This is a genomic window from Sunxiuqinia sp. A32, assembly GCF_052690465.1.
Genome location: NZ_JBQYLI010000001.1, coordinates 388,403 through 406,206, shown reverse-complemented (window position 1 = coordinate 406,206; position 17,804 = coordinate 388,403). Strand labels below are relative to the sequence as shown.

11 protein-coding genes are annotated in these 17,804 nt (G+C 38.1%); all 11 read right to left on the bottom strand.

The annotated features are described in order from the left end of the window. Positions 1-50: 50 nt before the first annotated feature. Positions 51-1,385 carry an Omp85 family outer membrane protein gene (gene omp85 / locus ACUNWD_RS01480; protein ID WP_445585988.1) on the bottom strand — a complete coding sequence of 445 codons (1,335 nt, stop codon included), beginning with the start codon at positions 1,383-1,385 and terminating at the stop codon, positions 51-53. A gap of 248 nt (positions 1,386-1,633) precedes the next feature. Beyond that, complete coding sequence (locus tag ACUNWD_RS01475) at positions 1,634-3,274, bottom strand: GH32 C-terminal domain-containing protein (RefSeq protein ID WP_445585987.1); 1,641 nt, start codon at positions 3,272-3,274, stop codon at positions 1,634-1,636. Between the two features lie 10 nt (positions 3,275-3,284). Further along, a complete protein-coding gene (locus tag ACUNWD_RS01470) occupies positions 3,285-4,178 on the bottom strand; it encodes a carbohydrate kinase family protein (RefSeq protein ID WP_445585986.1) in 894 nt (297 codons plus the stop codon). A gap of 8 nt (positions 4,179-4,186) precedes the next feature. After that, positions 4,187-5,530 carry a sugar porter family MFS transporter gene (locus tag ACUNWD_RS01465; protein ID WP_445585985.1) on the bottom strand — a complete coding sequence of 448 codons (1,344 nt, stop codon included), beginning with the start codon at positions 5,528-5,530 and terminating at the stop codon, positions 4,187-4,189. 23 nt (positions 5,531-5,553) lie between these two features. After that, positions 5,554-7,167: a glycoside hydrolase family 172 protein gene (locus ACUNWD_RS01460; protein WP_445585984.1), complete on the bottom strand. Its 1,614-nt coding sequence runs from the start codon at positions 7,165-7,167 to the stop codon at positions 5,554-5,556. A gap of 81 nt (positions 7,168-7,248) precedes the next feature. After that, positions 7,249-8,790, bottom strand: coding sequence for a GH32 C-terminal domain-containing protein (locus ACUNWD_RS01455; RefSeq protein ID WP_445585983.1), 1,542 nt, complete (start codon positions 8,788-8,790; stop codon positions 7,249-7,251). An 86-nt stretch (positions 8,791-8,876) separates the two neighbouring features. Then, positions 8,877-10,622, bottom strand: a complete 1,746-nt coding sequence (locus tag ACUNWD_RS01450; RefSeq protein ID WP_445585982.1) for a RagB/SusD family nutrient uptake outer membrane protein — start codon at positions 10,620-10,622, stop codon at positions 8,877-8,879. 13 nt (positions 10,623-10,635) lie between these two features. Beyond that, positions 10,636-14,133 (bottom strand): SusC/RagA family TonB-linked outer membrane protein, encoded by a 3,498-nt coding sequence (locus tag ACUNWD_RS01445; protein WP_445585981.1) that lies wholly within the window; start codon positions 14,131-14,133, stop codon positions 10,636-10,638. 109 nt (positions 14,134-14,242) lie between these two features. Further along, positions 14,243-15,244 carry a FecR family protein gene (locus ACUNWD_RS01440; RefSeq protein ID WP_445585980.1) on the bottom strand — a complete coding sequence of 334 codons (1,002 nt, stop codon included), beginning with the start codon at positions 15,242-15,244 and terminating at the stop codon, positions 14,243-14,245. Between the two features lie 65 nt (positions 15,245-15,309). Further along, on the bottom strand, positions 15,310-15,879 hold the full coding sequence (locus tag ACUNWD_RS01435; RefSeq protein WP_445585979.1) for an RNA polymerase sigma factor: 570 nt from the start codon (positions 15,877-15,879) through the stop codon (positions 15,310-15,312). A 549-nt stretch (positions 15,880-16,428) separates the two neighbouring features. Continuing rightward, complete coding sequence (locus tag ACUNWD_RS01430) at positions 16,429-17,799, bottom strand: sedoheptulokinase (RefSeq protein WP_445585978.1); 1,371 nt, start codon at positions 17,797-17,799, stop codon at positions 16,429-16,431. Positions 17,800-17,804 lie beyond the last annotated feature (5 nt).

The window sequence follows — 17,804 nt, the reverse complement described above, 5'->3', positions numbered from 1 at the left end:
CCATTTTGCAAGAATTCAAAATATACTTTTCCCTTAATATCTAACGGAAGTTAAAATAGGTAATTCAGCCCCATATAGAAACCGGATGTTCCATCTCTTTCATCGGTTGCCAATCCATAATCAACTGCAATAATGAAATTTTCATTCATGGCAATTCTCAAACCTGCACCATAGGATGTGTGTAATTTCTCGGCATCATCTTCAAAGTAATCTGAATAAGGAATAGAAGACATGTTTGGGGATAATGGATTTTCAAATTCTATTTTATCAGTGATCACGCCAAAATCCATAAATCCATTCAGTCCTAAATAGAAATTATTATTTAACCAGCGAAAACGAGCAAATTTCCATCGCAACTCTGCATTCCCAAACAGAAATCCATCCCCCACAATTCGATTCCGTTTGATGCCTCGTAAGGTTTTTGAACCTCCCAGCCCTTCGGACGTAGCGCCTTTCATGATGGAAGTAATCACTTGTGATTGATAATAATATGGCACATCGCCCCCAAGAGTAGTTTGATATGCTAAACGATAGGCAAAGGACAAATCTTTGGGAACCAAGGTAAAATATTGACGGTGCGTCAGGCTAATTTTCGAAAATGAACTCTCTGCTCCAAGCATTTTGGGAGAAGCAACAATTACAGCTTCCGTCCAGACTCCTTTCATCGGATTGGGCTTATTATCTCGTGTATCAAATACAACCCCAGCCTTAAAAGTGGGAACAAAACCACCATCAGCTTCATTATCCGAGATGATTCCCCATTCCAAATATTTATCATACAAACCATCTACATCCGGAAGTTTATCAGCCTCATCCTGCCCCTTATTCAATTTTTCAATATCAACCGAATTTATGTCAAAGTTTAGAAAATTAACACCTGCAATCCATCGAAATCTGTCACTTGTTAACTTTCCCTGCAAATCAACCTTCCAGCGAAACATCTTACGATTGTAATTATAAAAGACACGACTGACATAACCACTCTCTTCATCATCAATCCAATTACTATTAAATACAGCGTCGTATCCATTGAATCCATAGAAATCATACGCCTGATCAGTCAAATAACTTAAATCCATCGAGGTTTGCAATCCCTTAAACAACTGGTCAGAATCATAATAAAACCGATAAATTCCGCTTCCCTTTGTATAACGAGAAACTTCAAAATAAAGCGAATGATTATAATTCGGATATCGACTACCATCTCCGTAATTATACAAATTAACTAAAGCTCCATACTGAAAGCCCAGGTCTGTATCAAAGGTGATGGTTGGCAACGCTCCAAAGTTCCATCCTTCTTTTGTGAGTTGCTCTTTATTTTCTGATTGGGAAAAAACGGTGGTGAAAACAAACATCAACACCAGAAAGGCAGCGTTCTTTTTCATGTTTTGGTTTTTAAGTCTGAAACGAAGATAAATATTTTATGATTCAAAAACACAAGCCTCAAAATTGATATTTATTACTAAATGGGAATACTGGTATCTTGTAATTTCATGACGTAATCCTCAACCTTACATCCGAACTTTTGCCACTTCGAAGGCAAATTCAAGAAATTTCTGTGAGTTACAAAAAGGAAGGCTAGTCTAAACCAGCCTTCCTTTTTCAATGCGATTGCCTAATAAATACCCTAATTTTATTCCCAAATTGATTTTAACTCGTTTATTTCAAGTTCTTCAATTTTAATAGTAGCCCAGTTTTTATCGAACTCAAAGCCATTTTTGTTTTTGGCTTCCTGCAATTGCGCTACCAAACTGAACTTACCATGATCGGCAAATATTTCCACACTGGTTCTGTCAACCAATATCTCATAGTAAAACGTTAGGTTTTCAATCTGATCACCACCATAAAATTCCCCATTGAGATTGTTCCAGTTCATATCGTAATGCAAGATGGAATTACCATTGTACTTCAAGCTAAAATCAGTCCCATCCAACAGTTTTACCTTCATCTTAATACGAAAAACATCCCCCTCCAGATTTTTTAATTTTTCATTGGCCTCTTCCCTGGTGAGATTTTCCCATTTGTAGCTTTTCTCATGCAAATGCTCAATCTCCGCAATTGGCTCTGAGAATAACCTCACTCCTTCCTTTGTGGTGCGAAGAGTAAATTCATTTGGAAACATCATCATCCGACTGAAAGGCATTCCCGGTTGCTCAATTTGCCCCCAGCCAATCTGAATGCGACGTCCATCTTCTTTAGGAATGTTATTAAAGGTTTGTCCAGCATACATTTTACCCCTAAAATACCGAAGTTTATCTGTTTCAGGTGTAAATACTTTCCCGTCAAACGATCCCAATATATAGGTTCCTGAAGCTCCATATAAAACCCACCTTGTATTTTCTTTATCACCATCAACAGGTAGTTCAAATAATTCAGGACATTCCCAAAATCCTCCTGTATGGCTTTGAAAATCCCAGTCCTTCAAGTTATCAGAATTAAAAAACGACATCCCTGTCTTTTCAAACAGTACCATCACCCATTTTCCGGATTCGGCATGCCAAAAGATTTTCGGATCGCGCAAATTTTTAGTTCCCCATTTTTCCTTGGTATCAATCACCGGGTTCCCTGAATATTTCTGAAAAGTGCGGCCACGGTCATTACTGTATGCGATACATTGCACCTCGTTACCTGGGCTGTCTGCTGTGTAAGCTGCAACTATCACATCCTCATCCCCTGTCTTAAAACCGGATGTATTCTCAAAATCAACTGTTGCTGTTCCGGAGAACATCGTGCCAATACTATCAGGGTACAGCGCATCGGGCAATTCCTCCCAATGAATCATATCTTTACTGACCGCATGTCCCCAATGCATATTTTCCCAGTTCCGTTCATAAGGATTATGTTGGTAGTACAAATGATATTCACCTTTGTTATATACCATCCCGTTTGGATCATTATTCCATCCACGCCTTGGTGAAAAATGAAATTGTGGACGCTTACTTTCTTTATAAAGACTGTCTGCCCCATTAATTTCGTCCGATTGATAAATATTTGCCAATCCTTCTGAGGCTTTCGGATATTCAATTTCGATGGTTTTTCCTATAAAAGCAGACACATCGCTAAATACCCAATAGTCAGGGTCACCGTCACTCAACCGGATCACAAATGATCGATCATCTGTTCCCGGAAGTATCATGGCCATCCGTTGCCTTTCCTGCGCGTGTTCAACCGGAAAGTTCAGGTATTTTTTACTAATTGTTATCTCTCTTTTAACCCCTTGTGCAAACAATGCACAAAAAGCCATTGTAAATAAAACCGTCATTTTAAGCTTCATGATTTTCTATTTAGTGATTTAATTTGATTTTTTTAAGTTCTTCTTTTTCATATTCGGGCATCGCGCCGCTTTGCGTGCATACAAAAGCTGATAGTTTTACAGCCAGTTCATGCATCTCTTCAAGACTCCGGTTGTTTAAAAGTCCTGAAACAATTGCTGCAGTGAACGAATCACCTGCACCTACTGTGTCTACTACTTGCACCATCGGAGTCTCTCGAAAACTTGTTTGATCGTTTGTATAGAGGTAACTTCCGTTGGTCCCGCAAGTCAAAACAAGCAAGCTCAAATCATACTCAGTAATCAGTGTCCTGCATTTTTCATACTGTGAGCCATCCAGCCCAAACATTTCAGATACTATTTCTAGCTCCTCGTCATTAATTTTGAGCACATTGCACAAACTCAACGAATCCCTGATCAATTCTTTTGAATAAAACTGCTGACGTAAATTAATATCAAACACTTTGTACGCAGTTTTGGGGACCAGCTGAACCAACAGTTGAATGCTCTCTCTCGAAAGTTTTCCACGTTGCGCCAGCGAGCCAAAACAGACCGCTGAAGCATTTTGGACAATGGCTTCAAGCTCTGGTTTAATCTTAATAAAATCCCAGGCTACCGGTTCACAGATCTCATATTGAGGGACCCCATTCCCGCTGAGGGTAACTTGTACGGTGCCCGTTGGATATTCATTTCTTCCAATATTATAATGCACCCCTGCCTGTTCAATTACGTTTAGTAGTTCCCTGCCGAGCTCATCGTTGCCAATTGCACTGATTGCCAGACTTTCTGTCCCCAGTTTGGAAACATGATAAGCAAAATTAACTGGCGCTCCGCCTATTTTCTTTTGATCGGGAAAGACATCCCATAACAGCTCCCCAATTCCAATGACTAATGATTTATCTTCCATTGCTCCAACTATATCAATCCAAGTTCGTTTTCAATTTGCTCCAATGATTTACCTTTTGTTTCCGGGATCCAGATCTTCACAAAAACAAATGCAATGATACTGAAGCCACCAAAGATGACGAAAAGGTATTCCAGTCCCAGAGATCCCTGGATAACCGGAGCAAAATACACGGTAAGAAAAGTACAAAGCCAGCTGATTGCAGTTGAGAATGACATTGCCACTCCTTTAATCCTGTTTGGGTATATTTCTGAAATAATTACCCACATGACCGGGGCAAATGAAGCAGCAAAAAACGAAATGTAAACCAGCAAAGCGGCCAAAACACCAACTCCGTATTGGGTGGGTTTGGCAAACTCCCAGGACAGGTAAATCAATGAAAAAATCATTCCTGCGGCGCCCCACAAAAGCAAGGTTTTCCTCCCTTTTTTATCAACCAACCACAATGCAACAATGGTCATTAAGAAATTGACAAGCCCAACAATCATTGCCTGCATCATGGAATCACCTTTGGCTGATCCCGCTGCTTTAAATATCTCCGGTGCAAACATAATCACAGCATTGATTCCGGTAATTTGTTGCAGGGCTGCTATCAAAGTCCCAATCATCACAATTTTCCCTGTCTTACCTCGAAATAACTCTGAAAGTGCCATTTTCTTTTTGCCCCTTTCTTCCGAGATGACTTTTTCCATCTGTGGCAATTCGCTCCTGACCAATTTCTCTCCACCAATTTTAAGCATTACCGCAGCTGCCTCTTCTTTTTTATCCTTTGAAACCAGCCAGCGCGGGCTTTCCGGAAAAGATATAAGTAAGAAAATCAAATACAGTATACTGAACAACGCCGGAACTGCCAGCATAAATCTCCAACTATCCTGTCCTAACCCTAAAAGCAAATAATCAAAAACATAAGCCAACACTATCCCGATTGTTATAGCAAACTGATTCATTGATACCAAACGTCCCCGGCTATGTGCAGGCGAAATTTCCGATATATACATTGGCCCAACCACGGATGTGGCACCAACAGCCAGGCCCGAAAGAACCCGAAAAACAATTAAAACCGATGAAGACCCCGCAAAAGCGCACCCCAATGCAGACAGGATATACAGAAAAGCAGTAGCAAGCATTACTTTCTTTCTGCCATATTTTTCAGTGAAGTTACCGGTAAAAAGTGCCCCGATCAGGCAACCTATGGTAAGCAGGGCAGCAACTGTACCCAACCCGCTGTCGGTTAATGAAAATTCCCCTTTTAACATATCTATAGCCCCGGAAATCCCGGCCATATTTAATCCAAAAAGCAAGCCCCCGTTGATGGCCACAAAGGTGGTCCAGTATAAATATTTATTTGATTTCATTTTCTTATTTTATTCTGTTTAGTTTACTCCTTAAATACCAATTTCTTCGTTGCTTCATCCATACCAGAGGTTCCTTTTGCTACAGAATCAAAATCACCATACCAGAACACAGTTGTTGCATAATCTACGGTTCCTGGTTGCCACCCAAGCATTTCAATATCAAAAACCAACTTTTCAGAAAAAGGGATTCCATCCAGATTACGGGTACGAAAGAAGGTATTGTACCCATGAGAGCTCTCTTGGTCAGCCCGAGGAGCACCGCCGAATGGAGTTTGAAAAGGAACTACCGGAGCCCAGGAACTGTTGTAATAGTCTTCTGTTCCAGTTCCAAACTGAGATGGAAAAGTATCTGAATCTATCCAGATCTTTTCATCGCCTTCACCGTACCAGGCAGGTGCGTGATTATACAAACTCAATACATCACCTTTATAAATTCCACGTCCGGAAAGTGTTGCAAAATTCCAATCCATACAGTTTTTATCATTTGATGGATCCGTGCTCAACTCAATGCCATCTTCCTGTTTCCAGGAAGTATGAAAATACAGTGAACGTTCATCCCAATCATACTTTGAAATTCCAAGCTTAACGCCTGCTTTTACAGTCTCTTTATTTGCATTTATTAAAGTAATCTGCCCCGTTGATCTGTATGGCATCACCCAGTGACTAATAACTTGCCCTTTCCCATCAGAGGACAAATACCAGCTTCTCACATAGGGAGCTCCCATACCTCCACCAGAAAAATCACTAAGAGGAACCCAACAGGTTTGTTTCCCATCAAAACTGGCCTGAAAGATTATCTGCCTCATGCTTTGCTCATAATCCATGGAGTCGTTTATTTCGATATTAAACTCCAATCGATTGAGTGCATTACCACCCTCAGGTAAAGAAAACGTTAGCGAATCCCCAGCCGGCAAATTGGCATTTGCCACTAGTAATGAGTCGCTTTCCGCTAAAGGCGGGTCAAGCAGCATTTTGTCCGTTTCAACGATAGCTTCTTTTAAGCTGTTTAGCATATCTTTTGAGAAAGTCTCAACTTTTGTCCCTTCTCCATATTTGCGGTAATTGATGTGGTAATATTTTGGTGTCGGGTTTACACCGGGTTCATCTTCAAAAGTGATTTTACACGATTGGGCGAAAGGGATCGGCAAGAAAAGCGTATTGCCCCCTTTTCCGTTGGGTTCGTAACTGGTATGTGGCTGTAACAAGCCTCTGCCCACTTCCGGAATATCCAATTGCATTAAATCGTAAGCAGGGATCACCCATCCGGGATTTTCACTGCCATCAAAATAAAATCGCCAGGTACCTCTTTTATCTATGGTTGTTATCCAGATTCTGGTGATTGCCCCCGGACCTTTTTGATCAAACATCACCTTTTCAATACGCCCGTCAATGGTATCAATTCGTTCAATACCAAACCCATCGTTATTCGCAAACCATCCAACCGAATCCGGCGAAATAGAATGGCGATCATAACTACTAACCTGCAGGGATGAATAAAAGGGCGATGGGTATCGAGTTGCTTCATCAAACGAAACCATTTCGTGAAGAAGTGATTCCAATGTAATTTGTTGGCTTTCTTTCGTCTTCGTGCAAGAAGCGAGTAATAAGAAAATTAAAAAATAAAATATACGTTTCATTAGGCAAGTTATATTTAAGTTGTTGATTGATCTCACATTGAGGGTTGTTCCGTTTTCAATACTATTCGTAAATGAATTGTTTTAGTTCAAAACAGCATATCCTTGCAATACCCCATTTAGCAAAGAAATGCTTGCTTCCTTGATTGTTATATTTCCTTCTTCGGTATAAAGTGTTACTTCCAGTTGGCTTTCCTCAAACGAATATTTTCTTGTCAACGAAATCAAACCATCCAAAGCAAATAACTCAATAGAATTCTTATCGACTATGATTTTCAAATCGATTGGTTGCTTGTTGCTTACATATGGGGCATAATCAAACCCTTTCAATTCTTGGATATCCTCCGAATTCTTTGTCGGATCAAGGATAAAAAAGTTCGCTCGCTGGTTGTGATATCCAATTACCAGTTGTTCTCCCGCATTGTTGGAAAATTTAATGCCAAATACCTTTGCCATATCCAAGTAGAGTCTGTCATCACCATCAACCAACAAATTGATTTCAAAAGGAATATCAAATGTTTCTTTGATCTTAAGTTCACCAGAAAATTGAGTTTCTTTTAACTGTTTCTTATCGCTCTCAATAGCAGCTAACTCATCGACGGGTTTTGACAATATTGACAAACCATTATAACTGTTTGATAAATTGAGCGTTCTGGGAACTGTTAGTTCATTGGCGCTATTCTCAGTGTCTCCTTGCCTCCTGTATTTTAAATTACAGATTGAACCCAGAAAAACAGCATCCTTTACATTTAACAAATAGTCGGACAAAACAATCCCTAAATAATTATCGCTCCCATTATCCAACCATTTAGGCTTGTCTCTGTCTGCTTTAAAGACATATCCATCAAAATCACCGGTAAAATACTGTATTCCACTCCCTTGATTGGGTGAACCCGAATCTCCGCTAACAAAAAGAATCCATTTGGTTTCGTTCGTCTCTTTCACTTCCAATGGGAAAAAGTCTAGTTTTGTCCATTCTCCTGTTTTTGCAAAAACCTCATTACCGAAACTGCTCACGAATTCCCAATTGATTAAATCATCCGATAAATAAAAGCTTATATCATAACCTGACAAGATCAACATCACCCATTTCTGGTTCTTCTCATCCCAGCTTATTTTAATATTACTAATTGGAGAATAGAAGTTATCCAGTTTAATAAGACCGTCTGCATATTCAATCCAGTTACTACCCGCATCTTCACTAAATAAGATTTGTAGTGCCTGCTCCTGATTTTCATTTCCTAATTCATTGTCAAACTGTATAGGGAAAATACCAACCAAAGGAGCAATTTTCATTCCAAGTCCCGATGAATTATTGATGTCATAGACGATGCTTCCTTTTCCAACCGTGTGCTCCTCGCCACTATTAATTTTCGTCGGAAGCGTTTTCCAATTTAATAGGTCCGAGCTTTTAGCATGCCCAAGCTTCCTAATTTTCTGGTTTGTTGTGAATTCATAATACAAGTGATAGCTATTGTCAAAAAACAATAAACTGACAGGTTCATCCAGTACAATTTCACCTGTTGAAAAATGTATTCCACTTTTTCCTTCTCCATTTTGCATGCGATCACATGCAAAAATTGTAATCATCAAAAATAAAAAGCCTACTCTCTGTATATATTTCATTTATTCAATGATTTGCACCAAACAACTTAGCTTGAAAACACAAATTTCGGAAGTGGACAAATCTCCACTCCCGAAAAAATCATGTATTAATTAAACCCAACATTCTGGGTATATCCGCCTTTTGTAAAATCTATTTCCCTCTGAGGAATTGGAAAATACTCATCTCTTCCTGCAGTAAACTTAGCATTGTTAAGGTACTCACGTCTTATCTTTTCTTTATCTAAATATGCATTCAGAGTAGATTCTGCAACTCCCCAACGAACCAAATCAAAAAAGCGTGGCCCCTCCATTGCAAACTCCAGCCTTCTCTCCCACCTCAATGCCATTCTTGCATTTTCCTGAGTCCATGGAAGATTTACTCCATCATACTCTGAAATCATGTAATTTGAAGGAGCACTTCCATCTTTTAACCTTGTTCTTTCTGTACTTTCTGCTGCTCTTTTTCTTACTTGGTTGATAAGCGGCATTGCTTTAGCTTCCTGTCCTAATTCAATGTATGCCTCAGCTTGCATCAAAAGAACGTCTGCATAACGAATGATATCTGCATTTTTCGAAACCCCCATGAATGGCCCCATTTTTTTATAGCATGAGCAATCGGCAGCCTGTTGTTCTTTCATGCTGTGAAAGTTACCGTAAACACCTGGAACCCTTACCCAACTAGTGCTGTAGATGTAAGAATCTTCATTGCGGTATTTGTAAGGATGGCCATCTATACCGACTGTATGGTCAATTCGCGGATCAACAGTAACACCATCGGTGGTGATATCGGCAGCACTCAACTCCACATCATTAAAAGATTGAAATACCGGCAATCCATTAGCATTTGTCGCAAAAGCATTGACCATATTCTGACTTGCCTGATGAAATCCACAGCAACCATATTGAGGTGCTCCATGAGGATAACTTAAACCAGGCTCAAAATTCAGTCTACCGGCAGTAGTTCCATCGCTGATTGAAAACTGAATTGAAAAAACAGCTTCGGGGCTATTATCTCCTTCTGGCAAGTAGTTTGTTGCAAAATCAGGATTCAAACTGTACTTGCCTGAGCTAATAACCATTTCAGTCAAATTTACAACCTCTTGCAACCTGCTTTGATTGATATTAGTAACCTGATGGTTTTCATCTTGTTCGTAGGCTTGATACAACCTTAATTTTGCCAAATACGCTGCAGCAGCATATTTATTTACACGCCCAATTTCTGGTTGAGTTTCCGGCAAATTATCCAACGCATATTGAAAATCTTCTGCAATTTTATCCCAAAGTTCATCATTAGAATACTCCCGATTTGACGTTTGCAAAATTTCTTCATTCGAAAGATTTTCATCAATAAAAGGAATGTATTTGAATAGGATTTTTAACATGAAATATGAATGCCCCCTCAAAAAGCGTGCTTCCCCAATTCGAACTTTTCTTAAATCATAATCCTCATCAGTAAGCTGATTCAAAGTCCGCAATGCAGAATTCGCCCGGGATATTGATGAATAATAATTCTCCCAAGTCCACGGGAAACCAGCGTCCCACGAATAAGATGGCTGAACTGTATTGTACTGCTCATAAAGATTAAACTGATCCATGTCTCCAATGCCACCACCACCTTTATAGGCATCATCAGAGCGTACACTTCCGTACCAAACCATACTCACGATCGGGCCAGGCATATCATTATTTCCAATAGCCGCATATGCAGCTGTAACCAATCCGTTGGCGCCCTCTGCTGAAGGACTTCCTGACGACACATATCCCTGTGGCTCAATCTGAAGATAATCATTACATGAAAAAGCTAAAAAGCTTATCATGACAATTATGTATATATTTATTTTGTTGTTTTTCATCGTTGTATTTTTTTTAAAAAGAAACATTTACACCTAATGATAAAGTTGTCGGCACTGGGATTCTCGTATCACTTAATCTTTCCGGATCTGGTCCCATATAGTCTTTGCTCTTAATCCAGAATACATTATCAGCCATAAAGTATACCCTAAGGTTTTCCAGGTTCATACCTAATCTACGAGCAGGAATGTTATAGCCTAACTGAAGATTACGAACCTTGAAATAAGAAAGGTTTACATTTAAATAGTCTGAAGAGCGGCCTTCATTGTTAGGATCAGCCAATGTCAAAGCAGGGATTTTTGTGTCTGTATTGGTTGGGGTCCATGCATCGAACACGCCCGGTCCAAAGTTTGTACCTACATTAACGTTCCGATTCCACCCCAAATAAGGATCATAACCAATTTTTCCGGCAACTCCTGATCCAAATATTGATAAATCAAAGTTTTTGTAGTTCACATTGATCCGAAGACTATATTCCAAATCTGGTAAAGTCGTCCCTAAGAACTTCTGATCCAAAGCACTAATAACTTCATCGCCATTTAAGTCTTTGTAACGAATTCGACCAGGACCAGCCCCAACTTGCTCTGCAGCAGCATCTACTTCAGCCTGATTTTGGAAGATTCCATCATACACATAGCCAAAAATTGAATATTCGGAATGACCAACAATTGTTTGCTCCGAGTTTCCCGCATATGCTGTCCTAACTTCCTCTGGCAACTCTGTAATTTTATCGGCAAAATGACCAGCACCTGCTGCAATTTCATAATTAAATTCGCGGTTGATATCTTTTCTGTAGCTTAAAGAAAACTCCCATCCTTTATTTTCCTTTGTTGCACCATTCAAGTATTGTTGTTGTCCTTCACCCAATGCTGAAGCCACTGGTGGTTTAATAAGGATATCGCTGGTCGTTCTAGTGAAATAATCAAAGGCACCAATGATTTTATTATCAAAAAGGCCAAAATCAACACCCACGTTTACTTCGTCTGTATTCTCCCATCGAAGCAATGGATTGGCAGCCTGAACAGACACGAATCCGGAAGGTAAATTACCGGTATCGGCACCATATAAAGAATAAGCTGAACCTACGTTATGATATTGGTTCCAAAAATCACCTCCATGATCGTTTACATCAACCTGATTGGCAGTCGCCCCATATCTTGGTTCAAACAAACCCAGGCTGGCAAAATCACCAACATCCTGGTTACCAACTCGACCTACACCAATTCGCAATTTCAAATTTGATAATGAAGTTAAGTTATCCATAAAAGATTCCTCACTAAGTCTCCAACCAAATGTGGCTGCCGGGAAAATACCATAACGGTTATCCAGTCCGAATCTGGAAGAACCATCACGACGTAATGTAACAGAAGCCAAAAAGCGTTCATCGAAGTTGTATGCAATTTTTCCAAACTGAGAAAATAATCGACTGCCGGTTCCGGTTCCAAAACTATTACCATTACTGGTACCCGCATCCAGTACAAAGAAATCTTCTGATTGAACAGAGTAACCTTCCTTGTAACCAGTATACGAACTGAAATTATCTGCAATCGCCTCTACACCAAGTAAAAAATCAAATTTACTTTTACCAACATCCAACTTATAGGTAACAGTATTCGACCACGTTACGCTTGTAAAATCTGTTTTATATAATCTCAAGCTATTAACTACTCTCGAAACAAACCCATTATTAAAACTAAGTTCGATATTTTTATCCTTTAGCATTGAATAATCAACACCAACATTTGTTCTAAAAACAAGATTTTCAATTGGTTCAAATTCAGCGAAGGCGTTGCCAAATAAGTAAGATCGATTTCTATTATCCCATTTGTTTAGATCCTGCATTGCCACAGGGTTATTTCTATCATTATATCCTGATCCTAATGGACCTCCGTACTCACCGGTTGAAGTATACAATGGAATTGTAGGTGGCATTAGAATTGCTAATACAGGAGTAAGCGCCAACCCGATATCCTGTGCTGCCAATGTCTCATTTGATGAAACTACTTGGGTGTTTATACCAAATCGAATCTTTTGATCCGCCATACTTGTTTGGGCATTAATTCTGGCAGTCAAACGATCGTAATTGGTATACTTAAGCATACCGGTATTTTTGATATATCCTAAATTTATCAGTAATGATGAACTCTCAGTTCCTCCAGTAACGGTAAGGTCATTGCTAATAACATAGCCAGGTTGGTAAGTAGCATCCTGCCAATCGGTATCTGCTGAAGGTACATTGGTATCACCTCCAACAAAAGGCTGAGAGGTAACTTTGTTTAAAACCGGACTGTTAAAGTCTCCATTCCAATCAAAATTATAAATTTCACCATTTGCGGCTGCAGGGTCTACGCGATCATTAATAGATGCTTGCCAAAGCGCTTCTCCCCGTTCGACTGCATTAAGCATATTATATCGTTGTGGTTTTTCACTTTGAACAGAAAAATTTGAGCTAAACTGCACTTTTACCTTTCCTTTAGTATTTGATCCATTCTTTGTTGTAACAATGATTACACCATTGGAAGCCCTGGATCCGTAGATAGATGAAGCAGAAGCATCTTTCAATACTTGAACAGAAACAATTGAACTTGGACTTAGTGCCTGAAACACTTCAGCTCTTTTTGTTGGGACGCCATCGATAATATAAAGAGGATCATTATTCCCAAGTGTATTTACACCACGAATAAGAATACGATTACTTGCACCATTTGGATCACCCGTCTGTTCAACATATAAGCCTGGCACCTTGCCCTGAAGCGCCAACATCGGGTTTCCAGTACTTAAACTTACATTTTCTATTGATTCGATTTTTACAACGCCAATTGCACCTGTAAGGTCCGCTTTACGTTGTGTTCCATAGCCAATTGCAACGACTTCTTCAATACCAATCGCATCTTCAACTAAGGTTACATCAATTGTAGGCTGTCCGGAAAATTGGTACTCCTGAGTTTTCATTCCCACAAAAGAGAAAACCAAAACACCATCCTGTGGAACACTATTTAGGGAATAATTCCCATTAACGTCGGTTATGGTTCCCATTGTAGTTCCTTTGACAACGACTGTAACCCCCGGCATTGGCATGCCTGATAAGTCTGTCACTTTCCCTGAAACCGTATTTTGTTGTCGGATAAAATCATTCACGGAATTAGATCCACCTATTTTCTGAATCAGAATATACCGATCATGAATTTCATACTCGAATCCCTTATCTTTTAACAATTGATCCAATAAAACTGACATTGAAACATGATTTACATTAATTGAAAACCTATCCAGATTTTCAATTTCATCATTTTTGTAAAAAAAATAATAGTCAGTTTTTTCTTCTATTTCTGTTAAGATTGACTTTAGCGTAGCATTCTCCATGCTAAGGTTTAATCTCACGTTTTGAGAGCTGGAGGTTTTTGCTGTGGCAGCAAATAATCCAATCAAAATAAAAAACCCAGCGAGTTTCATAATTAATAAAAATTTACACCATTGTCGGTAAAGACAATAATCTACATTACTTTTTTTCATAAATTTGGAATGTTTTAATTAGTTATAAGATTTTTTAAAACGCTTGACGGTGAGAGTGTGGGGCACTTTCACCGTTTTTTATGCTCCTAAATCAATATACCATAGGCAACTAGTTTTTATATATTAGTATTTGATCTTTTTTATTGTTGAATGGCTTTAGTTCATACTGTACGCCATACATTCTTTTCAAAATTTTCAAGAATAAATCAATTGGTTTCCCTTTAATAATCGTACCAGAGACTTCAATATCACCAATGCTTTCATCAGAAATAATTATCTCTACATTGTACCATCTTTCTAGTGATTTGACCAAATCAGCTAACTTTGTTTGTTCAAGTAATATCTTCCCGTCTATCCAGCTGCTATAAAATTTGGTATCAACTTTTTTAATTATTGTTTCACCTGTTATTTTATCAATGATAATTTGCTCGGAAGGATTTAATATCGCCAATTGACTTCCATCCATATTTTCGACAGTAACCTTTCCCTCAATAAGGGTAACAGCCATTTCTGAATCGTCATCGTATGATTTAACATTAAAAGTTGTCCCATAAACTTTTACAATTCCAGTTTCAGTTACAACTTCGAAAGGAATATTGTCGTTATGAACAACTTTGAATTGAGCTTCACCCTCTAGAGAAACAATCCTATTTTTACTATTAAATGCTGTTGGATATTCTAATGTAGCTCCTGCATTTAACCAAACGATTGTACCGTCGGACAGAGTCATTTTACTCATTTGCCCCCAATCAATTTCAATTTTGTTATAAGAAAGATCCTTGAAGTCAGAAACAACTATATTTTGAAATAAAACTCCAACAATAAAGGCCAACAAAAAAACTGCTGCATATTTAGCAAGTGGTAGAATAAGCTTTTTAAAGGAAAAATCTTGAGTTAACTGATAACTTATGTTTTGCCAATTTCGTTCTTTATCAATTTGATCAAGCAAAAAACTATTTTTAGACTTAAAATGAATTTTGCGAGCTAACCCCAGTCCCTTTTTAGTTTCAGCCAAATTTTCGATCTCAGAAAAATCTTTTTCTTCGTCTTCATCCAAGCTATTATGTATCTTCCCAACAATTAATTGCCACGCTTTATTTGGTTCCATCATTTCCTAATATTTCATGCATTACACGTTTAGGACGCGTCAACATGATATTTGGGTGACAGAAGAATTCAATTAATTGTCCTATTTCTGAAAAATAGCCAAAGAAGAAGGTTGTCATTCACTAAATTTTCCCTCAAAAATTGATAGGCTCGAGACATTTGAGTTTTAACAGTATTGACAGATATTTTTAATTCCTGAGCAATATCCTTATACGAAAGACCATTAAGAATTGCGAGTTGAAGTATTTTTCTTCGTTGTTCTGGAAGTTCTGCAATTAAATTATAAACCTTTTGAATTGTTTCCTCCCTCTCCAGATCGTACTCTTCAATTGGAATACTTTCCAATCTGTCAACGATAGAATCAATTCCTGTTCTTCTGCTTCTTGGCGACCGCAAATAACTGTAAATTTGATTTCGCACAGTAAGCAACATGTAATTTTCAAACGACGTTTTGATTAATATTTTTTCCTTACGTTCCCATATTCGAACGAAACAATCACTAACTATATCTTGTGCTAGTTCAATATCATCAACAACCGAATTTGCATAGAAACATAATGATGAATAATATTCATCATAATAATGCCTAAACGCTTGCTTGTCCCCTGCCTTTATTTTATCCCAGATGTAAGTATCCATTCTATAAAACGATTCCGAACAATTTTAGTAATAAATTCTGATCTGGTAAAAATTATCGAAACTAAAATTAGAAACAGCTTTAATAGCTCTGTCTAAAAAAACCACGGCCGCACCCCTGATACACCTATAAGAATGGATTTTACTTCCTTAAACACAAAAGAGATTTAAAAAAAACATCACAAAATTATACGCAAAGAAGTTCCGCAGATAAAAATTCCAAACAATTAATTTCTCTCTCTTTAGTATTTTAGATTCGAGATAATTCAGTTTTAAGCCATGAATCCTACCATAATTTTGAAAGTATTATTGGAAGTTCTCGGGAATGACAACCATATTAACACAACATAACAAACGCTCTTTTATTAACATAGCACACAAACAAGATAGCACAGTAATAAAATATTGAGTCCACAATACTCAAACTACCAATCAATTGCTCTGTATTATTATTGCGGTTGCTCAATTAATGAGATATTAAAAGAATGATGAGTGTTTAACAACCAATGTTTTTACTATTTATGAAACATTGGAAGTCTGTTTTATTAAATATCAACCATATTGCAAATGCTCCCCTGCCGCATAAAAATCATCAATAGTATTTGTTCCGACCATCGCAGAGATACAAGCACCAAAAGCAGCTTCCTCCAAATGAAGAGGAATCATTAATTTATGACTATATCTTCGTTCAATTAAATCAGCCAATATTTTATTCAACCGCACAGCATTGCCGGAACCGACTAAATAGTTCATCCGATCTCGAATCTCTAATGGGAACATATCATAAAAACCATAGGACTCGTTACAAATCCCATTAGCAAATCCGATAATCAGATTTTCGGGGGAGAAATTGGCGGTAGATATATTTTCTATACTACCTCTTTTTGATGGATTAAGCCGTGTTCCTCGAAATGATACGTCAACATTCAATGAATTTTCAATTGCATCATCGTCAATTTTTATCTGATTTATAAATTGGTAAAAGTCAATTTCAGACTGAGAGCTTTTGCAAAACGCACTAATTAGCTTTTCAATGAAATTCTTTAGAACAACCAGAGAGTATCCTCCGGTTAGCACTGATCCAACCATAATATACCCACCACCGGGGAACGGGCGCACATCTACATCTTTGATGTATTCATATTGATCGGTGTAAACTGAAACCTGGCTACTTGTTCCAATATTTACAAGTATTGATTCTCTAATTTCGCGAACAGATCCGAGAAAACTCGCCTGGTTGTCACCTAAAGCATTGCATACCTTGATATTGTCTGAATAATTCCCAATCACTTTCCCCGCGTCTACAACTTCAGGCAACATGTCTTTATTTATCCCTAGTTTTTGAATCCCTTCAATGTCAAATTCCAACTTTTCAAGATCGAACAAACCTAAACTTGCTGCATTTGTATGATCAGTAACCGGAATACTTAATCCAGCAAGATTCATTGCTATAAAATCCATGATCGTACAAAGTTTCGAAGCACTTTTTGTAATTAGGTTGTTATGGTCGTTATAAAAATGTGTCACTAAGCCAAATCCAGTTGACACATTATAACCGGTCATTTTTGATATATATTCAGCGTAAGTTAAATCAGCATCGAAAGGTAAATTTCCTCTTCCATCTTGCCAGGTATACAACGGACTAACTGGTTCTCCCGAATTATCAACGTATAAAATTCCATGCATTTGACCCGTTATTCCAATTGCCTCAATATTTTTATATTCATCTGTAAGTTCATCAATAATATTTGAAACAATCGATAAAATAATTTTAGGCTCCTGAACATCTTCCCACACATTCTCAACGACAACTTTAGCAGAATTCTGATATGTAACAGATTTTAGCTTTCTACTATCCAGATCGTAAATAACTCCGCAAATATTACTTGTACCGATGTCTATACCAATGAAATGTTTTCCCATACTTC